The 22,706-nt window shown below is 68.2% G+C and carries 24 protein-coding genes and 2 tRNA genes; 10 read left to right on the top strand and 16 right to left on the bottom strand.

Going from position 1 to position 22,706, the window contains the following annotated elements; genetic code table 11:
- Positions 1-45 precede the first annotated feature (45 nt).
- The 4 genes from murA to JD292_RS03260 form a co-directional block, all read right to left on the bottom strand.
- Positions 46-1,500 (bottom strand): UDP-N-acetylglucosamine 1-carboxyvinyltransferase, encoded by a 1,455-nt coding sequence (gene murA, locus JD292_RS03275; protein ID WP_233613256.1) that lies wholly within the window; start codon positions 1,498-1,500, stop codon positions 46-48.
- A complete protein-coding gene (gene leuD / locus JD292_RS03270; protein WP_200131290.1) occupies positions 1,497-2,099 on the bottom strand; it encodes a 3-isopropylmalate dehydratase small subunit in 603 nt (200 codons plus the stop codon). Before leuD ends, murA begins: the two co-directional genes overlap by 4 nt.
- 3 nt (positions 2,100-2,102) lie before the next feature.
- Positions 2,103-3,602, bottom strand: coding sequence for a 3-isopropylmalate dehydratase large subunit (gene leuC / locus JD292_RS03265; protein WP_200131289.1), 1,500 nt, complete (start codon positions 3,600-3,602; stop codon positions 2,103-2,105).
- 238 nt (positions 3,603-3,840) lie between these two features.
- Positions 3,841-4,860, bottom strand: coding sequence for a TerC family protein (locus JD292_RS03260; protein WP_200131288.1), 1,020 nt, complete (start codon positions 4,858-4,860; stop codon positions 3,841-3,843).
- Between the two features lie 279 nt (positions 4,861-5,139).
- On the opposite strand from JD292_RS03260, the gene JD292_RS03255 reads away from it, so the two are divergent.
- The 4 genes from JD292_RS03255 (at position 5,140) to JD292_RS03240 (ending at position 7,066) form a co-directional block, all read left to right on the top strand.
- Positions 5,140-5,967, top strand: coding sequence for a TIGR00645 family protein (locus JD292_RS03255; protein ID WP_200131287.1), 828 nt, complete (start codon positions 5,140-5,142; stop codon positions 5,965-5,967).
- 106 nt (positions 5,968-6,073) lie between these two features.
- Positions 6,074-6,213: transfer RNA gene (locus JD292_RS03250), tRNA-Leu, on the top strand.
- A gap of 107 nt (positions 6,214-6,320) precedes the next feature.
- Positions 6,321-6,402: transfer RNA gene (locus JD292_RS03245), tRNA-Leu, on the top strand.
- A 10-nt stretch (positions 6,403-6,412) separates the two neighbouring features.
- Positions 6,413-7,066, top strand: a complete 654-nt coding sequence (locus JD292_RS03240; protein ID WP_200131286.1) for a S66 peptidase family protein — start codon at positions 6,413-6,415, stop codon at positions 7,064-7,066.
- Between the two features lie 115 nt (positions 7,067-7,181).
- Here JD292_RS03240 and JD292_RS03235 read toward each other — a convergent pair whose 3' ends face one another.
- Positions 7,182-7,499, bottom strand: coding sequence for a type II toxin-antitoxin system RelE/ParE family toxin (locus JD292_RS03235; protein ID WP_200131285.1), 318 nt, complete (start codon positions 7,497-7,499; stop codon positions 7,182-7,184).
- Positions 7,496-7,735 (bottom strand): addiction module protein, encoded by a 240-nt coding sequence (locus JD292_RS03230; protein ID WP_200131284.1) that lies wholly within the window; start codon positions 7,733-7,735, stop codon positions 7,496-7,498. The genes JD292_RS03235 and JD292_RS03230 overlap by 4 nt, the downstream gene beginning before the upstream one ends.
- Before the next feature lie 697 nt (positions 7,736-8,432).
- Between JD292_RS03230 and JD292_RS03225 the strand changes: the two genes are divergently transcribed.
- The 4 genes from JD292_RS03225 (at position 8,433) to JD292_RS03210 (ending at position 10,081) form a co-directional block, all read left to right on the top strand.
- Entirely contained in the window at positions 8,433-8,843 is a 411-nt protein-coding gene (locus JD292_RS03225) for an EVE domain-containing protein (RefSeq protein WP_200131283.1), read from the top strand.
- Positions 8,840-9,286, top strand: a complete 447-nt coding sequence (locus JD292_RS03220) for a MarR family winged helix-turn-helix transcriptional regulator (RefSeq protein ID WP_200131282.1) — start codon at positions 8,840-8,842, stop codon at positions 9,284-9,286. Before JD292_RS03225 ends, JD292_RS03220 begins: the two co-directional genes overlap by 4 nt.
- A 57-nt stretch (positions 9,287-9,343) precedes the next feature.
- Positions 9,344-9,787 carry an HNH endonuclease gene (locus tag JD292_RS03215; protein WP_200131281.1) on the top strand — a complete coding sequence of 148 codons (444 nt, stop codon included), beginning with the start codon at positions 9,344-9,346 and terminating at the stop codon, positions 9,785-9,787.
- Positions 9,788-9,880: 93 nt separating this feature from the next.
- Positions 9,881-10,081, top strand: a complete 201-nt coding sequence (locus JD292_RS03210) for a hypothetical protein (RefSeq protein WP_200131280.1) — start codon at positions 9,881-9,883, stop codon at positions 10,079-10,081.
- 3 nt (positions 10,082-10,084) lie between these two features.
- Here JD292_RS03210 and JD292_RS03205 read toward each other — a convergent pair whose 3' ends face one another.
- The 3 genes from JD292_RS03205 to JD292_RS03195 form a co-directional block, all read right to left on the bottom strand.
- Entirely contained in the window at positions 10,085-10,462 is a 378-nt protein-coding gene (locus JD292_RS03205) for a YciI family protein (RefSeq protein ID WP_200131279.1), read from the bottom strand.
- A gap of 100 nt (positions 10,463-10,562) precedes the next feature.
- A complete protein-coding gene (locus tag JD292_RS03200; RefSeq protein ID WP_200131278.1) occupies positions 10,563-11,474 on the bottom strand; it encodes a dihydrodipicolinate synthase family protein in 912 nt (303 codons plus the stop codon).
- A gap of 126 nt (positions 11,475-11,600) precedes the next feature.
- Positions 11,601-12,830 carry a low temperature requirement protein A gene (locus tag JD292_RS03195; RefSeq protein WP_233613248.1) on the bottom strand — a complete coding sequence of 410 codons (1,230 nt, stop codon included), beginning with the start codon at positions 12,828-12,830 and terminating at the stop codon, positions 11,601-11,603.
- A 392-nt stretch (positions 12,831-13,222) separates the two neighbouring features.
- On the opposite strand from JD292_RS03195, the gene mgtE reads away from it, so the two are divergent.
- Both mgtE and JD292_RS03185 read left to right on the top strand, forming a co-directional pair.
- A complete protein-coding gene (gene mgtE / locus JD292_RS03190) occupies positions 13,223-14,581 on the top strand; it encodes a magnesium transporter (RefSeq protein WP_200131277.1) in 1,359 nt (452 codons plus the stop codon).
- Between the two features lie 170 nt (positions 14,582-14,751).
- The gene (locus JD292_RS03185) at positions 14,752-15,387 is read left to right on the top strand and encodes a LysE family translocator (RefSeq protein ID WP_200131276.1); all 636 of its coding nucleotides are present in this window, start codon (positions 14,752-14,754) and stop codon (positions 15,385-15,387) included.
- Positions 15,388-15,478: 91 nt separating this feature from the next.
- Here JD292_RS03185 and JD292_RS03180 read toward each other — a convergent pair whose 3' ends face one another.
- From JD292_RS03180 to rplS, 7 genes are all read right to left on the bottom strand, one after another.
- Positions 15,479-18,502 (bottom strand): aminotransferase, encoded by a 3,024-nt coding sequence (locus tag JD292_RS03180; RefSeq protein WP_200131275.1) that lies wholly within the window; start codon positions 18,500-18,502, stop codon positions 15,479-15,481.
- Between the two features lie 21 nt (positions 18,503-18,523).
- A complete protein-coding gene (gene rdgB / locus JD292_RS03175) occupies positions 18,524-19,138 on the bottom strand; it encodes an RdgB/HAM1 family non-canonical purine NTP pyrophosphatase (protein ID WP_200131274.1) in 615 nt (204 codons plus the stop codon).
- A 2-nt stretch (positions 19,139-19,140) separates the two neighbouring features.
- On the bottom strand, positions 19,141-19,881 hold the full coding sequence (rph, locus tag JD292_RS03170) for a ribonuclease PH (protein WP_200131273.1): 741 nt from the start codon (positions 19,879-19,881) through the stop codon (positions 19,141-19,143).
- A gap of 48 nt (positions 19,882-19,929) precedes the next feature.
- A complete protein-coding gene (murI, locus tag JD292_RS03165; RefSeq protein WP_200131272.1) occupies positions 19,930-20,769 on the bottom strand; it encodes a glutamate racemase in 840 nt (279 codons plus the stop codon).
- Positions 20,770-20,848: 79 nt separating this feature from the next.
- On the bottom strand, positions 20,849-21,499 hold the full coding sequence (gene rnhB / locus JD292_RS03160; protein WP_200131271.1) for a ribonuclease HII: 651 nt from the start codon (positions 21,497-21,499) through the stop codon (positions 20,849-20,851).
- A 3-nt stretch (positions 21,500-21,502) separates the two neighbouring features.
- A complete protein-coding gene (gene lepB / locus JD292_RS03155; protein WP_200131270.1) occupies positions 21,503-22,225 on the bottom strand; it encodes a signal peptidase I in 723 nt (240 codons plus the stop codon).
- A 133-nt stretch (positions 22,226-22,358) separates the two neighbouring features.
- A complete protein-coding gene (gene rplS, locus JD292_RS03150; RefSeq protein WP_200131269.1) occupies positions 22,359-22,706 on the bottom strand; it encodes a 50S ribosomal protein L19 in 348 nt (115 codons plus the stop codon).

The following is a 22,706-nucleotide window of genomic DNA, read 5'->3' as shown; positions in this document are numbered from 1 at the left end:
ATCGCCGAGACGGAATGCCGTCCCGGCGATCGCAGATTCAGCGGTTTAGCTTTCGTAGACGAAATCTGCTCCGAGCAGGCGGAGCTTCTCGATGAAGTTCTCGTAGCCGCGCGAGATGATGCCGATGTTCGTCACCTTGGACTGCCCCTCAGCGGTGAGCGCGGCGATGAGGTGGCTGAAGCCGCCCCGGAGATCAGGAACCTCGATATCGGCTCCCGTGAGCGGGGTCGGCCCGGAGATGACCGCGGCCTGCTCGAACTCGCGGCGCTTCACACGCCGGTCGTCTGCGGCGAGGCCCTCCGGGTGGACCACAATGTTCGCGCCCATCTTGTTGAGCGCGTCGGTGAAGCCGAAGCGGTTCTCGTAGACGGTCTCGTGGATCGTGGACACGCCCTGCGCCTGCGTGAGCGCAACGACGAGCGGCTGCTGCCAGTCGGTCATGAAGCCGGGGTGCACGTCGGTCTCGATCGTGACGGGCTTGAGCTCGCCGCCGGGATGCCAGAAGCGCATGCCGTCGTCGTGGACCTCGAAGTCGCCGCCGACCTTGCGGAAGATGTTCAGGAAGGTCATCATCTCCTCCTGACGCGCACCTCCCACGAAGACGTCGCCCTTCGTGGCGAGGGCCGCGGCGGCCCAGCTCGCCACCTCGTTGCGGTCGAAGATCGCCTTGTGATCGTATCCGCGGAGCTCGTCGACGCCCTCGATGAAGATGACCCGGTTCGGCTCGACCGTGATGATCGCACCCATCTTCTGCAGGATGCAGATCAGGTCGATGATCTCGGGTTCGATCGCGGCGTTGCGCAGCTCGGTCTGACCCTTCGCGAGCACGCTCGTGAGGAGCACCTGCTCCGTTGCGCCGACCGACGGGTAGGGCAGCTCGATGTTCGCGCCGTGCAGGCCGTTGGGGGCCGTCAGGCTGATCCCGCTCGGGAGCTTCTCGACCACTGCGCCAAACTCGCGGAGCGCGTCGAGGTGGAAATCGATGGGACGATCGCCGATCCGGCAGCCGCCGAGGTCGGGGATGAACGCCTCGCCGAGGCGGTGCAGCAGCGGGCCGCAGAACAGGATCGGGATGCGCGAGGAGCCCGCGTGCGCGTCGATGTCGGCCTGGTGGGCCATCTCCACGTTCGACGGGTCGAGACGCCACTCGTCCTGGTTTTCGCTCTTCGTGATCAGCACACCGTGCAGCGCAAGCAGGCCGGCGACCACGCGAACATCCGAGATGTTCGGGACGTTGCGCAGCACGCTAGGGGTCTTGCCGAGCAGCGCGGCGACCATCGCCTTGGTGGCGAGGTTCTTCGCCCCGCGCACCTCGACGCGACCGGTGAGCGGGCGACCGCCGTTGATGATGATCTCATCGGACGTCAGGCCAACGCGGGCGCCGGCCTTCGCCGCGTCCTTCTTCAGACCAGCGGAAACGTCGGTGTCGGGGGTCGAAGCGCCGGATTCTCCCGCGATCAGCGGGGTCTCCTCCTGCAACTCGTCGCTTGCGTCGTTCATGCGGCCTCCACGGGGGTAGTTGTCGGCATCCAGCCGGGGCGCTTGGACTCGAAGTCCGAGATGGCGTCCTCGTTTCGCAGGGTGAGCGAAATATCGTCGAGGCCTTCCATCAGCCGCCAGCGAGTGTAGTCGTCCACCTCGAACGCGACGGTCAGGTCGCCGATCGAGACGGTGCGGTCTTCGAGGCTCACGGTCACGCGCGCCTCAGGATCGGCGTCCATGGCCGCCCAGATCCGCTTCACGTCGTCCTCGGCGACCTGCGCGGCGAGGAAGCCCTGCTTGCCGGCGTTGCCGCGGAAGATGTCCGCGAAGCGAGCCGAGATGACGACCTTGAAACCGTAGTCGCGGAGCGCCCACACGGCGTGCTCTCGCGACGATCCCGTGCCGAAGTCGGGGCCGGCGACGAGGATCTCAACGCCCTCGTAGCGGGGCTGGTTCAGGATGAACTCCGGATCCTGCCGCCAGTGGTAGAAGAGGGCGTCGTCGAAGCCGGTCTTGGTGACGCGCTTCAGGAAGACGGCCGGGATGATCTGGTCGGTGTCGACGTTCGAGCGCTTCAGCGGCGCGGCGATTCCGGTCAGCGTGGTGAATTTCTTCATGGTTCAGGCCTCGACCTTCTCGCTCGGTGCTGCAGTGTGATCGACGCCGTTCGCCTCATCGGCCTGGAGATCCCAGGGGCTCGACAGCGTCCCGCGGATCGCGGTCGCCGCTGCGACGAGCGGCGACACGAGATGCGTGCGCCCGCCCTTGCCCTGGCGCCCCTCGAAGTTGCGGTTTGAGGTGGAAGCGCAGCGCTCCCCCGGCGCCAGCTGATCCGGGTTCATGCCGAGGCACATGGAGCAACCGGCGAAGCGCCACTCCCCGCCGAACTCCTCGACGATCTTGTCGATGCCCTCGGCCTCGGCCTCCAGGCGAACGCGGGCGGAGCCCGGGACGACCATCAGGCGAACACCCTCGGCCTTCTTCTTGCCCTTGATCAGGTTTGCGAACGATCGCAGATCGTCGAGGCGGCTGTTCGTGCAGGAGCCCATGAAGACCGCGTCGACCGCGATCTCCTTCATGGGCGTACCCGCCTCAATGTCCATGTACTCGAGCGCGCGCTCAGCGGCCGCGCGCTCGTTCGGGTCCTCGAACTGCTCCGGATCCGGAACCGCGTCGCTCAGCAGGACGCCCTGTCCCGGGTTCGTGCCCCAGGTGACGAACGGCTCGAGCTCGCTCGCGTCGATGAAGACCTCGCGGTCGAACACCGCGCCCTCGTCCGTTGGCAGCGTCTTCCAGTAGGCGACGGCTTCGTCCCAGTCGGCGCCCTGCGGCGCGTGCTCGCGGCCCCTCACGTACTCGAACGTGGTCTCGTCCGGCGCGACCATGCCGGCACGCGCGCCGGCCTCGATCGACATGTTGCAGATCGTCATCCGGCCGTCCATCGACAGGTTGCGGATGGCCGAGCCGCGGTATTCCAGGACGTAGCCCTGGCCGCCGCCCGTACCGATCTTCGCGATCACGGCGAGGATGATGTCCTTCGCCGTGACGCCGGGCCGCAGCTCGCCCTCGACGTTGATCGCCATGGTCTTGAACGGCTTGAGCGGGAGCGTCTGCGTCGCCATGACGTGCTCGACCTCGCTCGTGCCGATGCCGAACGCCAGCGCGCCGAACGCGCCGTGCGTCGAGGTGTGGCTGTCACCGCAGACGACCGTGATGCCCGGCATGGTGAGGCCGAGCTGCGGGCCGACCACGTGGACGATGCCCTGCTCCTTGTCGCCGAGCGGGTGCGCGCGCACGCCGAACTCCTCGACGTTCTTGCGCAGGGTGTCGATCTGCAGGCGGCTCGTCAGGTCCTCGATCTGGCGGGTGATGTTCAGCGTGGGGGTGTTGTGATCCTCCGTCGCGATCATCAGGTCGACGCGGCGCAGCGGCCGATCGTTCATGCGCAGCCCGTCGAACGCCTGCGGGCTCGTGACCTCGTGGATGAGGTGGAGATCGATGTAGATGAGATCGGGCTCGCCGTTCTCGCCCTTCACCACCACGTGGTCATCCCACAGCTTCTCTGCGAGAGTTCGGGGCTGCTTCACTGCCTCGTCCTCGGATACGCGCACATCACTCATTTCAGGCTTCTCTTCTCGGTCTCAATGGAGTTCAACACCGGGCGGCGCGGATCTATTTCGGCACCGTGCGGTGGGTCGGCCATGCAAGCACTCCGCGACGGGTGGCCGATGGGCTAGACCCCGTCGCGGCTGTGAAGAAGAAGCTGCCGCCGCGGACGCATAGGACGAGTTTAGCACCAGCCGTCGCAATGCTCCGGCATCGCGAACTTTCCGTGTCGCTTTCGAAAACCTGCCCGGATCAGCGATCTTCGTGTTCCGCCGCGCCCAGACGGAGGTGTTCGCCCCGCGCCTTCGCATCCTTGTTCGCCTTCACGAGGCTCGCGATCGTGGCCACAGCCATGGCCACCACGATGAAGCCGAGCGACATTCCGGTCGTGATCTCAGGCACAGGAACGTGCTCGCCGCCGTTGATGAACGGCAGCTCGTTCTCATGCAGGGCGTGGAAGACGAGCTTCACCCCGATGAACGCGAGAATCGCGGCGATCCCGTACTTGAGGTAGGGCAGCCGCTCGAGCAGGCCGCCCAGCAGGAAGTACAGCTGGCGGAGACCCATGAGCGCGAACACGTTGGCCGTGAACACGATGAACGGGCTCTGCGTGATCCCGAAGATCGCGGGGATCGAGTCGAGCGCAAACAGCAGGTCCGTCGTCCCGAGCGACACGAGGACAAGCATGAACGGCGTCCACATCCGCTTGCCGTCGACCGTGGTGCGCAGCTTGCCGCCGTCGAAGTGATCCGTGATCGGGAGCACCTTCTTCAGCTGACGGATCAGCCAGCCGTCGCCGCCGTGCTCCTCCTCACCCGGCTTCACCTGCTGCCAGGCCGTCCACACGAGCCACGCCCCGAAGATGAAGAAGATCCACACGAAGCGCTCGATGAGCGCGGCGCCCGCGAGAATGAACACCCCGCGGAAGATGAGCGCCAGGACGATCCCGATCATGAGGGCGCGCTGCTGGTAGGCGCTCGGCACCTTGAACGAGCCAAGGATCAGCACGAACACGAACAGGTTGTCGATCGAGAGGCTGTACTCGGTGAGCCAGCCGGCCAGGAACTCGGTTCCGTGCTGCACATCCCCGAGCAGGAAGATCGCGCCGGCGAAGACGAGCGCGAGGGCCACGTAGACGCCCACCCAGATGCTCGCCTCCCGCATCGACGGAACGTGCGGGCGCTTGATGATGAGCAGGAGATCGACGGCAAGGATCGTGAGGAGCACGATCATCGAACCGATCTCGAACCAGAGCGGCAGAACAGAGGTCACAGGGAAAAACTCCTTCGGCGGGCACCCGCCCGGACGTGGAGGGTGCGCTGAACACCGAAAGTCTCTCCCCGACGCCGAACGGCGCCGCTCCGGACCGGCTGCACGATGGCGTGCAGCGTCTTGACGGCCACGGAGGAAGTCGGGATACTCCCCTTCGCTCAGACGAGTATATCCTCATGCGCCCCGAAACCCGCGCCAAACGGCACGGAATCGCCCAGCACCGGGAACTTTCGCTGCGCTACGCTGAACTCCAATCTGTCCGACGATTGGGAGATCGCCGTGAAATCAACACCCACCCCGCCCATCGAACGAGGCATCGAACGTGGGCCGGGGCCGGCCTCGCGCACACTCGCCGCTTTCATCTTTGCGAGCCGCTGGCTGCAGGCGCCCCTCTACCTCGGCCTCATCGTCGCGCAGGCCGTCTACGTCGTGCTGTTCTGCGTCGAACTGTGGCACCTCATCGAGCACTCCGTCATCGCCGGCAACTTCAGCGAAACCGACGTCATGCTGAGCGTGCTCGCGCTCATCGACATCGTCATGATCGCGAACCTCCTGATCATGGTGATCATCGGCGGCTACGAGACCTTCGTATCGAAGATCCGCGTCGAGGGCCACCATGACGAACCGGACTGGCTCTCCCACGTCAACGCGAACCTCCTCAAGGTCAAGCTCGCGATCTCGATCATCTCGATCTCCTCGATCCACCTCCTGAAGACCTTCATCGAGGTCGGACGGATGAACGACGGTCTTGTCACCGACGCGAGCGGCAAGGTCATCTACTCGTATGACGGGGTGTTCTGGGAGGTCATGATCCACCTCGCCTTCATCGTCTCCGCGCTCGCCCTCGCCTGGATCGACCGCATGAGCAAGCACGAGCCGCACGGCGGCGCGCACGCTGCCGCCCCGCGCCCGCAGGAGTTCAGCGTCGGCGCGCTCGAGGCGCAGCTCCGGCACCCGGGCGGCACCGCCGAGGCGACCGCGCCCGCGGCAGGTGCAGCGCAGCCTGCAGCCGCGCCTTCGCCGCCCGCCGGCGGGTTCATCACCGTGCAGCTGCCCGCGGGAGCCGTGCTTCCCGAGGGGGCGCGCATCGTCCGGGAAGGCGAATAAGGCACATCGCCTGCGGTCGAATCCCCCCGAGGTCAAGGGCCGAGCCCCGTGGCATCCACGCCGCGACCACCCGGTAAGGTGAATGCGGCGCCCCAACAGGGGCCACGCGCGAGTGGCGGAATTGGCAGACGCGCTGGATTGAGGTTCCAGTGTCCTCGGACGTGGGGGTTCAGCGGCGCGGTGGCGCCGCCGCGGCGGACGATCAACGCGACGCGTTGATCCCCAGCCCGCCGCGCTCCTCGCGCACACCCCAATCGCCTGCGAGTGAACTCCCAACACCCAAGACTTGCGCCCCGACCACATCCCCACCACCCACACCCGGTAGGGTGAATGCGGCGCTCTACGGCGGTCACGCGCGAGTGGCGGAATTGGCAGACGCGCTGGATTTAGGTTCCAGTGTCCTCGGACGTGGGGGTTCAAGTCCCCCCTCGCGCACAAAGAGAAAATGGTCTTTGATCAGGAGATACAAGCTCCGGATCGGGGGCCATTTTCGTTGAAAGTTCCCGAATGCGTGCGAAGCCTTGCCGAGGTCGACGGCTCGACCCAGGTGCACCTCGGCCCCGGTCCGCATGTCGATCCTGCTCATCTTGCCTCACTCATCGCCGCACTGCTGAACGGAAGCGAGTTGGAGGTCACCGAGCCGGGTGAGTCTGCGGACTTCGGTCTCGACTGGGCCGAGCCGCGAGCACAGACCGAGTTCGGAGAACCCGAAGCGACAGAACCGAGGGCATGGGCAGGGCCGCGCGCCTCGGTGACCGGACGCACCTGGGGAGGGTGCCCTGAGGTGCTCGACCAGATTGCACTGGCAAACCGGATGCCCGCGAACGACGATCTCGCCGGAGCGATCCTGCTGCTGGAAACCAGTGAGGAACGGCCCTCCGCGGAGACCGTGCGCGGAGGGATGGGTGCGCTGGGTGAGCGGGGCACGCTCTCCGTGCTTGCTGGGGTCGTTTTCGCCAGACCACCGGCCAGAAACCTCGGCGTACCCCGACCCGATGCTGACACGAGGGCCGCGTGGCGTGGTGCACAGCGCGATGCCATGATCAAGGAAATCAGCGCCTACGACCCGCACGCCGTGATCTGCAGCGCCCCCCATTAGGCCACACGCCGCACGCCGCACCAGTGGATAGGGCCCTACGGCGGAGAAATCACGCTCCATGGAGGCCGTCAGCGGCTCAGCGCCTCCTATCAGTGAGAATGCCACTTGCAGATTGTCAGCCGTCCATTCGGTGTTCCCAGTACCTCGGCTTCCGGCGGTGGTGAGCGTAGGCGACGATCACAACCTCTGTGTCAGTGAGGTAATAGAGCACTCGATACGGGAACACACGCACGCTTGCGCTTCGCACGACGGGCAACTCGGCCCAACCCGGAAACACCCGCGCCGCTTCCGGCCGATCGAGCACATCCCGCTCTGCGTCCTCAACCTCGGAAAGAAAATCATCACCGAGGTTCGTGCGCGCCCTTTCGTACCATTCGGCAGCTGCCAACAGCTCCGAGGCCGCCTCAGGGTAGACGCGGCGCGTCAGCGTCACTCGCGCATTGCCGCGAGCTTGGCACGGATCTGCGCGTGAACTTCGTCCGCGTCGAGCAGTTCGATTTTTCCGCTCTCGATGTCGTCAATTCGACGGCGAAGCTCCGAACGCCAGGCCGCATCGATTTGGGCCTGCTCATCGTCGCTGATCTGCAGGAGTGCGACCGCTGCAAGCTCGCGTTCATCGACAGAAAGGCTACGGCCTTCTGCGATGTATTCGGTGAGCTTCGGTGTCATGCCGTAAGTCTACCGCTGAGGGCCGACATTGGAGAGGGCCCGAATGATGATTGTCTTGCCGCTCTCGTCGAGCACTGCGTACTCGACCCCCGCCCTGTAACTCACATAGTGGCTCTCGGCCCGCGGGCGGTCGCCCTCGACACAGCGCAGCACATCAGCCTGGCGACCCGATATAGAAGCACGCCGTCTTTCTTTCACAAGGATCAGCACCTGATCTTCCTACCAAAGAAACCAACGTGTCTACCAAGGTGGCACACGTTTGTCTGGCTGATAGTGGCGAAGATTGGGAGTGGTGTTCGCGGCGAATATCGAATGAGAGCTGCTCCGAAAACTGCCACGGCACTCGGCAACGGCATGGATTGGCTGCGAAAAGCGCTCACGAAAGTGCCAGGCAAGGTGCAGTCCGGGGTACGGCTGTGGGGCTCGACACAGGCCAGATGCCATGGATCGTTGATTTTATGAGACAGGCCGCTCGGTCAAGATTCACGGCGCGAGGTGTCGAGGTCAGTTCAAGTCCCCCTCGCGCACACAGTCCACATAAGGCGGCACTGGGCTGTGGGCCCGTGCCGCCTCATCTCTCAGCGCACTGCTGGTCCTTTCTCGAAAGCTCTTGAAGTTCATTCAATAAGCGCGCATACTAAACGCACGGAACCGCGAACCGAACACCCGGTCCCGACAGATTCGAGGAGCGTGCAACATGAGCAACGGATGGCTGGGCGTCGTCAGCGCCGCCCACGTACGGCGCGGCGTGGAGCTGGGAATCGCGCAGATCAACCACGGGAAGCGTGCCGGTCTCGCGCGGATGCGGCCGGGCGACACGCTCGTCTACTACTCCCCCACGGAGCAGCGCGGCGATCGCGCCCCGCTGCGCGAGTTCACGGCGATCGGCACGCTCCCGGATGACGAGATCTGGCAGGCCGACGAGGGCTGCTTCAAGCCGTATCGTCGGCGGGTGAACTACCGAGACGCTGGTCCGATCCCGCTCGAGGACGTCCGGGATCGTTTGCATCTCACCCAGCAGCCGAACTGGGGATATCAGCTGCGATTCGGGCTGGTTCCGCTCGACGAGCACGACATCGAGGTGCTCGGATCGGCCATGCTGCGATGACGGGCGCCCTCGAGTCCCGGTTTCCGACGCCCGAACGCAGCACGGGACTCATGCTGTGGCGGGTGACGAACGCCTGGCAACGGGAGATCCGCGCGGCGCTCGCCCCGTTCGACTTCACCCACGTGCAGTTCGTACTGCTCGCAGTGCTCGCCTCCGCGCAGCACGACGAGCATCTGACGCAGCGCGAGCTTGCGGATCGCGCCGCGACCGACCCCATGATGACCTCCCAGGTGCTGCGCGCGCTCGAGGCGAAGGGGCTGGTGGATCGGCGCCCGCACCCGAGCGACGGTCGCGCCATCGCCCTGAGCGCGACCCCACAGGGCGTCACGCTCGCGAACCGAGCAAACGCGGCGGTCGAAGCCGCGGACCGGGCGTTCTTCGCACCGCTCGCCCCGGGCACCGAACGGTTCACCGTCGATCTCGGGCGGCTGCTCGCCTCCTGATCGGGGATCCCGCCGCGCCATCCCGCCGGCGCGCGTTCCGGCCGCTAGCCTGAAGCCGTGCCAGCCTCCCGCCGTTACGCGACCCGCAAGCCCTCGGCGGCCGCCCGTGCGCGCGCGGCGAAGCGACGTAAGGGACGCCTCTCCCGGGTGGAGAACGATCTCACCGAGGCGCAATGGGACCTGCTGCTTGAGCTATGGGCGGGATGCGCCTATTGCCGCGCAACGGACACTGCGCTGCAGCGCGACTGTATCCAGCCCGTCTCACGAGGCGGCCGCTACACGATCGGCAACGTCGCACCCGCCTGCCGATCCTGCAACGCGAGCAAGAACAACAGCGAGGTCACGGGCTGGCTGCGGCGCAGGAAACTCGACGAGCGGGCCTTCCTGCTCCGCCACGCACAGATCCTGGCAGAGCTCGCGGACAGAGAACCTGCCGCCGACGCGGGAGAGGCCGCCCCGGCCGATGCGGCTGCGCCAGAAGCGCCCCTGCGCTGCGAGTGACCGCGTTGGGCGGCTGCGTCGCGCGCGGGAACGACTCGTGAACGTTCCGCTCGCGCGCTCGACGGCCGGATCGCGCGGGGTTATCGTGAGGCCATGAACAACGTCATCGCAGCGATCCTGGTGTGCGCGTTCTTCATCGCCGCCAGGATCTGGAAGTTCCGAGAAGATCTACGACACGGGAAGCCGAGTCGCGACGAAACGCTCCGGGCCGGCGGCCCGGAGCTCCACAGCCCCGAGCGAGCCGCACGGCGCGCGCAGGGCACGACCGCCTGGACGCGAATTTCGGGGCCGTAGCAATCAGTCGAGCACCTGCCGGAATTCGAGCCACTCCCCATCCGGCAGCCCATCGGCGCCGGGACCGGCCGAGAGTTCCGCGGCGATCTCGAGCGCACGGTCGCGGCTCGCAACATCGACGACGAGCCAGCCAGCCGTGAGCGCCTTCTCCTCGGCGACCGGGCCCAGCTCGCGGGGCGGACGCCCGGGACCGTCGAAGCGCACCCACGAGGCCGCTTCCGCGAGCGCGGTCGTGGACACGAACTCCCCCGTGGCGCGGAGGCGATCCATAAGCTCGTTCATGTGGGCGACATGCGCCTCCCACTCCTCAGCGGTGCGCGGGCCGTCGTTGGCCATCGGGGGCGCTCCGCGGTAGTGCTTGAGCATTGCGTACTTGGGCATCATCGCTCCGATCACCGCCGGCCGCGCAGATTGCGGCCCGAACAGGACAATTTTCCCGCTCGAACCGCTCAGGCGTCAAGGCGATCGAGCGCGAGCGGTCTTACGCCGTGGCCTCTCCGCTGTGGGAGCGGAGCCAGGCGAGTACGCGCTGCTTCGCCTCTCCCTCGAGCCCCCGAACCGGGCGCGGGAGCGAGTTCGGGCCCGCGAGTCCGAGTTCCTCCGCAACCGCGGCCACCACGCGCAGACTCCCGTACGCGGCGTTCGCTTCCCACAGGCCGCCCATCCTGGCGTCGGCCTCGCGTGCGGCGACCTCGTCCCCGGCGAATGCCGCGCGGGCGATCCGGATCGCGGCTTCCGGGAGCGTGCCCGCGATGACCGAGTACCAGGCGTCCGCGCCCGCGAGCAGCCCGTCCGCAGCTGACGCGTCGCCCGAGAGCCCGACGATGGTGCCCGCGGGCAGCATTCCCCGCAGCTCAGCGAGCCGGCGCTCCTTCTCCGCGCGCGTCGAAGGGAGCGGCGGAACCTTCACCGCGGCAACGGCAGGGATCTCGCCGATCCGCGCGAGCAGCTCGTCGCTGAAGGTGAAGCGCGTCGTTCCCGGATTGTCGTACAGCACGATCGGGAGTTCGCTGCCCTCTGCGACATCCGCGAACAGCCCGTAGACCTCGTCGTCCGAGAGCGCCTGGTATTGGAGCGGGGCGAGCAGGACCGCCCGGGCCCCGGCAGCGGCTGCGTCGCGGGCGTTGCGCACCGCGTCCCGCGTGCGAAGCGCGGCGACGCCAGCGATGACCGGCACCTCCCCGGCGTGCCGCGTCCCGATTTCCAGCGCCCTGAGGCGCTCGTCGCGCGACAGGTAGGGCCCGGAACCCGTGGATCCGAGCACCGTGATCGAATCGACTCCGGCGTCGCGGAGCCGGATCATGATCCGCGCAGCGGCCTGATCGTCGAGTTCCTCGTCACGCAACGGGGTCAGCGGGAACGCGCTCAGGCCACGCAGGAAGTCCGTGCTCATCGCGTCACCCGGATCGCGGAAGGCCGCCGCCGTTTCGGCGGGACGGCCACGACAGCACGTGCGCCAGGCACTTCGACACTCATGTGTACCTCCATGATCAGGGTAATCGCGGATGCGAGGAAACACTCAAGCCGGATGCGAGACCGGACCGATGCACTCGTCCTCGGGGTGGAGGGTGTCGCCCGCGACGCGCTGGCCGAGGCAGGAGCTCTCGACAACGATCACGAGAGCGACCATCACCATCGCGGCGAACACCACGGCGTGCGGGAGCAGCGCCGTTGCCGCGAGTGCCACCGCACCGATCGGCACGAGCACCCGGCGCACGCCGTGCAGACGGTGCCGCAGGATGAGCGCCCACACCCCCAGCACGAACAGCGCCACCGGCACCGTGAGCGTCGCGGCAGACGCGACGGCGCCGAGCTTCCCGGTGCCGTCCTCGAGGCCGATCAGCACCGCGATCCCCGCCGAGAACGCGCCCGCGGAGGCGAACACCAGGTAGTGCCCGTAGCCGAACGGAAGCGCGGTCTTCACGACCCCGAGCTGGTCGATGACATCGGTCGCGAAGTAGACCCACCACATGCCGGCCGCGATCACGAAGCCGCCGGCCCCGAGCAGGACGAGGCCGCCAACGTGCTCCGCCTCGCCGAGCGCGTTCGCGATCGCCGTGGTCGAGGCGAGAACCGATTCGCCCAGCACGATCAGGGTGAACGACCCGTAGCGGTCGGCGATATGGTTCGGGTTCCAGGGCGTCTGCCGCGCAGACTCCGCGAACACCGGAACGGCGAGCTCGCACAGCGCGAGCAGAACGAACACCGGAATCTTGAACCCCTGCGGGGTGAGCGGATAGAGCACCCAGAGCGGCTGCACGATGAGGATCCCCGTGACATAGCGCAGCGCCGTCTTGCGGAACGCCGGGTGGCTCCGAGAGGCCCGCAGCCACTGCCCGCACAGCGCGAGCCGCATGATCACGTATCCGGCGATGATCAGGCTGAAGTCACCCGAGCGCATCGCGGGCGTCGTGCCGACGGCGAGCACCACGACGCCGGCCATCTGCGTCAGGGCGAGGACGCGATACGGCCAGTCGTCAGTGTCGAAGGCGCTCGCGAACCACGTGAAGTTCATCCAGGCCCACCAGATCGCGAAAAACACGAGCAGGTACTCGACAACGCCCTGCCCAGGCTTCCCACTGAGGCCCATCTGCCCGAGCTGCGCCGAAGCCAGCGAGACCGCGACCACAAAGATCAGGTCGTAGAAGAGCTCGAGCGCGCTCGCGGAGCGACCCTCCTCGCGCGGATCTCTGGGCCGCATCCTGCGCATGCCGAATCTGAGGAGGTCGCTCACCGCGGGGTCTGCCATCTGGGATTCCTTTGTGTTTCGAACGTCGCGATCATAACGCAACGGCCCCGCGAAGCGATCGGCCCTTGGGTCTTGCCCCCGGCTGATGCTAGGGTTCCAGCGGGCTGCCCGGTCTCGCAGCCCGCCGAGCCGCTTCGCGCGGCCGGCTCCCGGATCGAACCGAATGAGGTGATCGCGTGCAGAGCGACAGTTGCTCTCCCCAGCCGGGCCCCGCTCGCGTCGCCCGTCGGCTCACCAGCTGACGCGCTCTGCGACTTCGCCCGGCGTCCCAGAGCGTGACCCACCCGCCTCCGTCACGGAGGGGAGGCACGCTTCATCGGTCGGGGCGATCGCTCCGACCTCAACTCCCCCGCGGGGCTGATCCCGCGCGGTGACGGCGAAGGAACGAGCCCATGGCAACCGAAACCCCACTGACGATCGATGAGCGGATCGAAGAGATCGAGCGGCGACTCAACGACGAGGACCTGCTGGCGCTCTCTCAGGTCCTGACCGACACCCCCACCGCCGACCTCGTCGTCGTCCTCGAGCGACTGGGGCGCAAGCAGCGGGCGATCGTCGAGCGTCTGCTGTCGAAGGAGCGCGCCCTCGAGGTGTTCGAGGGTCTCGACCCCTCGCTCCAGAGCGATCTGCTGCACGACCTGCAGGATCACGAGGTCGCGAGGCTCTTCGAGGAGCTCGACCCCGATGACCGGATGTGGCTCCTCGACGAGGTGCCCGCTGCCGTCGCAACGCGTCTCCTCCGCGGACTCCCCGCGGAGGATCGCGCCCTCACGGCCTCGCTCCTCGGATACCCGCAGGGCAGCGTCGGACGCAGGATGACGCCCGAGTACGTGTCCGTGCGCGGCTCGCTCACGGTGGCCCAGGCGCTCGACCGGGTGCGCGCGCGACTCGACGACGCCGAGACCGTGTACACGATCCCCGTGCTCGACGACGCTCGCCGTGTCACCGGGATCGTGAGCCTCCGCGGTCTGCTCGCCGCGGACCCCGCCGCGACCGTCGCCGAGCTCGCCGTCGAAGCGCACACCGCGCGGGTCACCGACGACGACGAGGACGCGGCGCGCCGCTGCGCCGACCTCAGCCTCCTCGCGCTCCCGATCGTGGACCGCGAGAACCGGCTTGTCGGCATGCTCACGATCGACGACGCCGTCCGCATCCTCGAGCACGAGGAGAGCGAGGATGCGGCGCGCCAGGGCGGATCGGAACCGCTGCGACGCCCCTACCTCTCGACGCCGGTGACGAGGATCGTGCGCTCCCGCGTCGTGTGGCTGCTCGTGCTCGCCGTCGGCGCGACGCTCACCGTGCAGGTCCTCTCGGCGTTCGAGGCGACCATCAGCGAGGTCACGGTTCTCGCACTGTTCGTGCCGCTGCTCATCGGCACCGGCGGGAACACCGGCAACCAGGCCGCGACCACCGTCACCAGGGCGCTCGCGCTCGGCGACGTTCGTCCGCGCGATCTCGGTCGCGTGCTCTCCCGGGAACTCCGCACCGGCGCGCTGCTCGGCCTGCTCCTCGGCAGCCTCGGCTTCACGATCGCGACCCTCGCCTACGACTTCCACATCGGACTCGTCATCGGGCTGACGCTCCTCGCGATCTGCACCGTCGCCGCGGCCGTCGGTGGCTGCATGCCGCTCCTCGCGCGCGCCGTCCACGTCGATCCCGCGGTCTTCTCGAACCCGTTCATCTCGACCTTCGTCGACGCCTCGGGTCTCGTGATCTACTTCATGATCGCGCGGAGCGTGCTCGGTCTCTGACCGCCCGGAACGCCGCCGTGCACACCGCGCGGCGGCGGCCGGGGGCTCACTGATGCTCGGCGCGAGTCGCCATCCCCCAGCCGAACTGGGAAGATGGGCGTCATGCCCGCCCTGAGTGATCGACCGCCGCCCGCGCCCGTCGAGCCTCGCAGGGGTGAGGGGATGACGGCGTGAGCCCTTCGGCCTGGAGCGGTTTGGTGATCGCCTGGATCGCGGCCATCGCCCTGCCCGGACCCGACGTCTTCCTGCTGCTGCGCCTCGCCGTGCGGGAGCGGCGCGCTGCCGTGCTCGCGGCGCTCGGCATCATGACGGGGAACCTGATCTGGATCCTCGTCTCCGTGCTCGGGATCACGGCGCTGTTCGCGGTGCTGCCCGGCCTGCTCCCCGTCATGCAGGTGCTCGGGGCGCTCGTCCTCGTGTGGCTCGGCGTCCAGTCGATCCGGAGCGGGATCGCGCTCCTGCGGGCGCCCGCAGAACGCGCCTCGGCCGGGAGGGTCGTGCACCCCTGGCTGCTCGGCCTCACCACCAACCTCGCGAATCCGAAGGCGCTGATCTTCTTCACGGCGCTGCTCACCCAGTTCCTGCCCCCGCACGCGGGGATCGGCGAGCGGTCGGCGATCACGCTCGTCATGGTGGCGATCGGGGTGGCCTGGTTCGTCGGGATCGCGCTCGCGTCGTCGGGGGCGGCTTTCCGGCGCTGGTTCGGGCGGGCGACGCCCTGGTTCGACGTGGTCGCGGGAGCCCTCTTCGTGCTCGTGGCGCTCGTGCTCCTCGGCGAGGTCGTGTTCGGTCTCCTGCAGCGCTGATCGCCGGATCGCGGCGAGGCTCCTGATCAGCGAGTAGGAGCCGCGCCGCGATCCGGATGGTCTGGTTCGAGCGACCCTTCGGGCGCCGCGGTTACCAGCCCTCGGTGAGGACGAGGTCGAGCGCCGCCACCACGTAGTCCGCGCTCTCAGCGGTGAGGCAGAGCGGCGGCTTCACCTTGAGCACGTTCGAGCGCTCGGAGGTGGTGAGGACCACGACGCCGAGCTCTTTGAGTCGCTCGCAGATCGCGGCCGCCTCGGCCTGCGCGGGTTCCATCGTCTCGCGGTCGCGCACGAGTTCCACGCCGAGGTAGAGCCCCTCACCGTGCACCGGACCGATGATCGCGTGCTTCTCGGCGAGCGAGCGGAAGCCGGCGGCGAGGCGCTCCCCCACGACGCGCGCGTTCTCCTGGAGACCTTCCTCTGCCATGGCGTCGAGGACGGCGAGGCCCACCCGGCAGCTGAGCGGGTTTCCCCCGGCCGAGGAGAAGAACTGGCCCTGCGAGGCGAGCGCGTCTGCGATCTTCTTGGAGGTGATGACCCCACCGATCGGGAACCCATTGCCCATGGGTTTCGCGATCGTGATCAGGTCGGGGAGCACTCCCGACTGTTCGAATCCCCAGAAGCTCGAGCCCATGCGGCCGAAACCGACCTGGACCTCATCAGCGATGCAGAGGCCGCCAGCCGCGCGCACGCGCGCGTAGGCGTCGGCGAGATAGCCCTCGGGAAGGAGGACCCCGCCGGCGTTCCCGAGGACCGATTCGCAGATGAAACCGGCGATCTCACGGCCATCGGCGGCGAGCCGTTCGAGATCGGCCCCGAGGTCCGCGGCGTATGCCGCGCCGGTGTCGGCGCCGCGATAGGTGCCGCGGAACCGGTTCGGCACGTCGGCGACGTGCACCCAGTCCGGGCGGGTGGCGATCGCGTACGGATTGTCGTAGGCGCTCGTGGTGACCGCGTCGGAGGCCATGGTCCAGCCGTGATACGCCTCGCGCAGGGAGACGATCGTCTTGCGGCCCGTCGCCGCCTGGGCGAGCCGCAGCGCGAGGTCGACGGCCTCGGACCCGCTGTTCACGAGGAGCACGGTGTCGAGGCCGCTGTTCTCCGGCAGGAGCGCGAGCAGACGCTCGCTGTACTCCGCGAGTTCCCGGTAGAGGAAACGCGAGTTCGTGTTGAGGATCCGGATCTGGCGGTTGACGGCATCCGCAACCCCGGGATGGCCATGGCCGAGCCCGGTGACGTTATTGACCATGTCGATGTAGCTGCGACCCGTGGTGTCGACGAGGTGGTGCTTCCAGCCGCGTTCGATCTGCATCGGGCGCTCGTAGTAGCGTTCCTGCGCGCTCGCGAAGATCCGCTCGCGGCGCGCTTGCTCATCGCCGGCCTCGTCGCGCTCGGCGCGGCCGGCGATGTCGAGGAGCGCTGCGGGATCGTGTGTGAAACGCGACCAGGCCGGCACTCGCTCCGGGCCCACCAGCTGTGCCCGGCCGGGCTCCGGGACATCGACCGCGAGGATCGGGGGCTCGTGACCGAGAAGCGCGTCCGAGCGGCAGAGCGTCACGGCGAGGCTCCGCTGGCGGTCCGAAGCCGCGAGCGTGCCGATCGCCTCACCCGGGGCGATCGCCCCGCCCTCCGCCACATCGACCACAACGCCGTCAATCGAGAGGAACCAGCCGCCGGAGAGCTCGATCAGCGCCCCGCGCTCATTTGCGACCGCGACCGTCCCGGCGACGGGGGCTGCGATCCCCAGTGCGTCGCCGGCGGGCAGCCTGACCTCGGTCCCAATCGGCCAGGTCTCCGCGCCGTCCGGCGCATCGACGGCCGTGCGCGTGAGACGGTACACGCCGTAGGGCAGCACGGCAGCGGCGGCACCGGAACCGAGCGCCGCCGCGGCGAGCCGCTCCTCGGCGTCCTCCGCGAGCCACGCACCCCCGGCGAGATCAGCCGACTCGACGCCGGGATCCAGCAGCTGCACGGGGCCGTCCAGGCCGACGATCAGGCCTCCGAGCGGCACGGAATCCGAGCTTCCCCGCCCGCCGAGCAGCTCAGCGGGCAGCGACGCGAGCGCGAGTCCTGCGCCATCGGGGCGGCCCTGGAAGCCGATCCTCGCGAGCACCTGCTCGGTCGCTTCCACGAGCGGGATGGACGTCGCCGCGTCAAAAATCGCCTGTTCACCAGCGATGCGCTCTCGCGCGTACTCGTTGTCCCCGTCAATCGCCAGCTGGTGCCAGCCGCTCGCGACGAGAACCGCAGCGCGCAGCACGATCAGCGGCCACAGCGCACGCGCCTCGCTCGCCTCGAGCGGCACCTCCGCGTGGAACGCGTCGAGCGTCTCGAGCAGGCGGAGCGGCCGCTCGGGCTCGTGATGCAGCATCGAGGACGCCGTCACCGCGAGCTCGGAAACGCGCCAACCGTAGGCGAGGTCGCCGAGATCGAGGACCGTAGCGGGGTGCACGCGGGAGTCCGCGCCGCGCACACCCATGACGTTGTCGTCGGTCAGGTCACCGTGGATCGCCTGCGTCGGCAGCGCGTCCGAGACGAGGGCGAGCTGCTCCCCCGCCTCGAGCGCGGCGGCGAGGACGCGGTCGCGCAGCTCCTCATCTGCGATGGAGGGGGCGAGCTTGATCGTCTCGTCGAGCGCCGCCCGCATGACCCACATGTGGGCGCGGTCCAGACCGGGATGCCGCAGTTGAGCGAGCGCGAGCACCGAGGCGGCGGCGAGCGAGCCGAACTCGGCGAGCACCACCGGGGCGAAATAACCGAGGTCCACCATCGGCTCCCCCGCTGCGAACTCGCTGCGGCGCACCGCGAACCCGCCCCAGCGCTGAGTCGCCTCGCCGTCCAGCCCGGGGATCACTCCGGCGACGCTCACACCGGCGGCGCGGTAGGCGTCAAGCGCGGCATGCTGCGCATCCCGCTCTTCGTCGGTGAAGACGGGGTGATCGACGCGCAGCACGCTTCGCGTGCCGTCGGCTTCCTCGAGGAGGAAGTTGCGATCCTGGTTGCTGCCCAGTTCAGTGGCGGTAACGGTGATGCCGTATCGCTCGGCGGCGATGACGACGGCATCGGCCTCGGTCACGGCCGGGCGTACGAGCCCGCCCTGCACTTCGTCTGACACGACGTTCCCTCTCTCAGTGCTCTAGTTCGCTACGGATTCCGCGCCGTCGACCCGCTCTCGGATCTCCTCCGCGAGCGCGGAGAACGCGCGCGTCCGGTGCGACAGCAGGTCTTTCTCGGCTGGCGTCAGCTCGGCTGCCGACCTGGTCTCGCCCTGAGGCTGGAACACCGGGTCGTAGCCGAACCCGCCTGCCCCGGCCGGCGCGCGGAGCACCGTGCCCGGCCACACGCCGAGCCTCGTGGCCTGCGCGCCATCGGGCATGACGAGCGCCGCGGCGCAGACGAAGCCGGCCTGCCGGTGATCGTCGGCGACGTCGCTGAGCTGCCACAGCAGCAGCTCGACGTTCGCGGAGTCGCTGCGGGCCGGGCCGCCCCAGCGGGCCGAGAAGATGCCAGGGCAGCCGCCCAGCACGTCGACGGCGATCCCCGAATCGTCCGCGATCGCGGGGAGACCCGTGTGTTCCGCCGCGGCCCGCGCCTTGAGCAGGGCGTTCTCCTCGAAGCTCAGGCCGTCCTCGACCGGCTCAGGGCCGTCGTACCCGATCAGTTCGATGCCCGGAATGAGCGGGCCGAGGATCCTGCGGAGCTCCTCGAGCTTGTGCGCGTTGTGAGAGGCGAGGACGACCGTGGCACCCATGATCACGCCGCCTCGGACAGCACAGCGCGCTGCAGCTCGGAGAGCTCGCTCGCGCTCGCGAGGGCGAGATCGAGCAGGGCGTCGAGTTCCGCCCGGTTGAAGGGCACGCCCTCGGCGGTGCCCTGCACCTCGACAAAATCTCCCGATCCGGTGACCACGACGTTCATATCGGTCTCGGCGCGCGAGTCCTCGACGTAGGCGAGATCACTCATCGGGGTTCCGCCGACGATGCCGACGGACACTGCGGCGACGCTGTCCTTCAGCGGTTGCGCCTTCTTGGCGATGTGCCCCTCGGCGCGGGCCCAGGAGATCGCCTCCGCGAGGGCGACGTAGGCTCCCGTGATGGATGCCGTGCGGGTGCCGCCGTCGGCCTGGAGCACGTCGCAGTCGATCACGATCGTGTTCTCGCCGAGCGCCTTCGTGTCGATGACCGCGCGCAGGCTGCGCCCGATCAGACGGGAAATCTCGTGGGTGCGTCCGCCGATCTTGCCCCGCACGGACTCGCGCTGCATGCGATCGTTCGTGGAGCGCGGCAGCATGGCGTACTCGGCGGTGACCCAGCCGGTCCCCTTGCCGGTCAGCCAGCGCGGAACGCCGGGGGTGAAGGACGCCGTGCACAGCACCTTCGTGCGGCCGAAGGAGATGAGGGCGCTGCCCTCGGCCTGCTCGCTCCAGCCGCGCTCGATCGTGACGGCGCGCATCTGTTCGGGGGTGCGGCCGTCGGCCCGCGTGAGGTCGCTCATGGTCGGTTTCCCTCTTCCTGCTCGGTGATGGGTGGGACGAAAAGCCTGTTAGTCGGTGGCGGCGATGATGCCGGTCTGCACGCGGTCGACGGAATCGATGCCGATGCCGAGCATCCGCTTCGCCAGCTCGACGAAGTGCTCCGTGTCGGTGCCGGTGGCCTCATAGCGCAGCACCGGCTCCCCCGAGGAGGCCGGCCTGAGCAGCCCCCGCGCCGTGAGGACCTCGTACACCACGCCGGCCGTCTCGATGTCGCTCGACACGAGCGCCACATCCGGCCCGACCACCTGGCGGATGGCGCCGCGCAGGAACGGGTAGTGGGTGCAGCCGAGCACGAGCGTGTCGATACCAGCGCTCACGAGGGGCGCCAGGTACTCCTCAGCGGTCTCGATGACGCCGGGACCCGAGGTCTCGCCCGCCTCCACGAGCTCGACGAAGCGGGGTGCCGCCGCCGAGGTGAGTTCGATGTCCGGGCGCATGGCGAAGAGGTCGTCGTAGGCGCGGGACTGGATCGTGCCGCGCGTGCCGATGAGCCCGACCCTGCCGTTGCGCGTGATCGACATCGCGCTCCGCACGGTCGGTGCAATCACCTCGATGACGGGGACGTCGTATCGCTCGCGGGCGTCGCGCAGCACGGCGGCCGACGCCGTGTTGCACGCGATCACGAGCATCTTCACGCCCTGCGCCACGAGATCGTCGAGGATCTCGAGTGCGAACCGACGCACCTCGGCGATCGGACGCGGGCCGTAGGGCGTGCGCGCCGTATCTCCGACGTAGATCATCGACTCGCTCGGCAGCTGGTCCCGGATCGCCCTGGCGACCGTGAGACCGCCGACACCCGAGTCGAACACGCCGATCGGCGAGTCCGAGGTGATGGTTTGCGAGGTCACTCATCCAGCCTAGCGCGCGCCACCGACACGGACGCGTTGCGAGGCGGCTCGACCCGCAAGCCGAGAATCGAACGGCTGATCAGTGCTTGATCCAGGTCGCTCGATGCAGTTCGGTGAGACCGTGCGCGGCGATCGCTTCGTAGTGCGCCTTCGCCCCGTACCCCTTGTTGGAGGCCCAGCCGTACTCGGGATGCGCCTCGTGCGCCTCACGCATGAGCGCGTCGCGCGCGACCTTCGCCCGGACGGACGCCGCGGCCACGCTCGCGCACTGGCGATCCGCGCCCACCATCGTGCGGATCTCGAGCGGGCGCTTGAGCGCCGGCGTCAGCCAGTCGTGCGAGCCGTCGAGGAGAATCACCGCGCGCCCCACCGGCACGCCAGCGCGGTGCAGTTCGAGGAGCGCCCGCCGCGCCGATTCCGCGAGGCACGCTCCGATCCCTGCGTGATCGATCTCCTCGGCGCTCGCAAAACCGACGGCGCCGGCACCCCACTCGTGCACGAGCGGGGCGATCACGTCCCGCTTCTTCTCGCTGAGCAGCTTCGAGTCGCGCAGGCCCTCGGGAAACGTCTCGGTGCCCGCGACCACCGCGTGCACCCCGACCGCGACGGGCCCAGCGACCGCTCCGCGGCCGACCTCGTCGACGCCGATCACGAGCGAGGCCCCTTCCGCGAACAGGGACCGCTCGACGAGCAGCGTCGGATCCTTCGAGACGTCAGCCCCGGCGGCCACGCGCTAGTTCCCGCTCGACTTCGCCTGCTCGACGCCGGTGAACGTCGCGTCGGGGCGGCCCAGCCAACTCATGCGATCGAGCGGCCAGTTGCGGAAGAACGCCCGGCCGACGATCTCCTTCTCCGGCACGAAACCCTTGCCAGGCTGATCCTGGTTGTACCGCGAGTCCTTGCTCTGGTAGCGGTTGTCGCCCATCACCCAGACCGAGCCCTTCGGCACCGTGACATCGAAATCGATACCCGACGCTCGGGTCTCGCCCTGGGGCAGATGGATGTAGGGCTCGTCGAGCGGCACGCCGTTCACGGTCACGCGGCCCTGCGCGTCGCAGCAGGCCACGTGGTCGCCGCCCACGCCGATCACGCGTTTCACCACGTACTCGTGGCTGGTATCCGCCGCGAGGCCGATCGTCTGCATAAACTTCTCGAGCCCGGTGGGCGGGTTCGTGGAGCTCGGGTAGAGCCAGCCGCCCGGATCCTTGAACACCACGATGTCGCCCCGCTTCACGTCCATCACGTCGGGGACGAGCTGGTTGACGAGGATGCGGTCGTCGATCTTGAGCGTCTCCTCCATCGACTGCGACGGAATGAAGAAGCTCCGGACGAGGAACGTTTTCAGCAGGAAGGACGCGACGAAGGCGACGATCACGATGATCGCGAGATCCCTGAGGAAGCCGAGGAAGCCGCCGCCCCCTCGCCGCTGGCGGGAGGTGCTCGCCGAATCGCTCATCTGGCTGTTCCTGTCGCTCGATGTTCATCGCCCCACGGGGCTGCGTAAGACACCTCAGGCTCCCATACCCAATCGGGAGGGAGCCTGAGAGTGGATCTTCGCGGCGCCAGGTGACGCCGCGAAGCGGTTCCGCTTAGCGGTCGCGCTTCTCCTTGATCTTGGCCTTCTTGCCGGTGAGACCGCGGAGGTAGTAGAGCTTCGCGCGGCGGACGTCACCCTTGGAGACGACCTCGATCTTGTCGATCGCCGGGGAGTGGATCGGGAACTTACGCTCGACACCCACCTGGAAGCTGATCTTGCGGACCGTGAAGGTCTCGCGGACGCCCTCGCCGTGGCGGGCGATCACGATGCCCTGGAACACCTGGACACGCGAGCGGTTGCCCTCGACGATGTTGACGTGCACCTTGACGGTGTCGCCGGCACGGAACTCGGGAATGTCGCTCTTCAGCGACGCGGCATCGACGTGGTCGAGCTTCTGCAT

The organism is Leucobacter edaphi, assembly GCF_016522535.1.
Classification (GTDB): Bacteria; Actinomycetota; Actinomycetes; order Actinomycetales; family Microbacteriaceae; genus Leucobacter; species Leucobacter edaphi.
Note: the sequence above shows the minus strand (reverse complement) of the source record. Positions and strands in the feature narration are given on the sequence as shown.

Coding starts and splice junctions, on each gene's coding strand:
- mgtE (WP_200131277.1), top strand. CDS start 13,223: ATGGCAACCGAAACCCCACTGACGATCGATGAGCGGATCGAAGAGATC.
- JD292_RS03195 (WP_233613248.1), bottom strand. CDS start 12,830: ATGGCAGACCCCGCGGTGAGCGACCTCCTCAGATTCGGCATGCGCAGG.
- leuC (WP_200131289.1), bottom strand. CDS start 3,602: ATGAGTGATGTGCGCGTATCCGAGGACGAGGCAGTGAAGCAGCCCCGA.
- JD292_RS03225 (WP_200131283.1), top strand. CDS start 8,433: ATGAGCAACGGATGGCTGGGCGTCGTCAGCGCCGCCCACGTACGGCGC.
- JD292_RS03210 (WP_200131280.1), top strand. CDS start 9,881: ATGAACAACGTCATCGCAGCGATCCTGGTGTGCGCGTTCTTCATCGCC.
- rph (WP_200131273.1), bottom strand. CDS start 19,881: ATGAGCGACCTCACGCGGGCCGACGGCCGCACCCCCGAACAGATGCGC.
- leuD (WP_200131290.1), bottom strand. CDS start 2,099: ATGAAGAAATTCACCACGCTGACCGGAATCGCCGCGCCGCTGAAGCGC.
- JD292_RS03205 (WP_200131279.1), bottom strand. CDS start 10,462: ATGCCCAAGTACGCAATGCTCAAGCACTACCGCGGAGCGCCCCCGATG.
- rplS (WP_200131269.1), bottom strand. CDS start 22,706: ATGCAGAAGCTCGACCACGTCGATGCCGCGTCGCTGAAGAGCGACATT.
- lepB (WP_200131270.1), bottom strand. CDS start 22,225: ATGAGCGATTCGGCGAGCACCTCCCGCCAGCGGCGAGGGGGCGGCGGC.
- JD292_RS03220 (WP_200131282.1), top strand. CDS start 8,840: ATGACGGGCGCCCTCGAGTCCCGGTTTCCGACGCCCGAACGCAGCACG.
- JD292_RS03230 (WP_200131284.1), bottom strand. CDS start 7,735: ATGACACCGAAGCTCACCGAATACATCGCAGAAGGCCGTAGCCTTTCT.
- rdgB (WP_200131274.1), bottom strand. CDS start 19,138: ATGGGTGCCACGGTCGTCCTCGCCTCTCACAACGCGCACAAGCTCGAG.
- JD292_RS03240 (WP_200131286.1), top strand. CDS start 6,413: ATGGTCTTTGATCAGGAGATACAAGCTCCGGATCGGGGGCCATTTTCG.
- JD292_RS03200 (WP_200131278.1), bottom strand. CDS start 11,474: ATGAGCACGGACTTCCTGCGTGGCCTGAGCGCGTTCCCGCTGACCCCG.
- murA (WP_233613256.1), bottom strand. CDS start 1,500: ATGAACGACGCAAGCGACGAGTTGCAGGAGGAGACCCCGCTGATCGCG.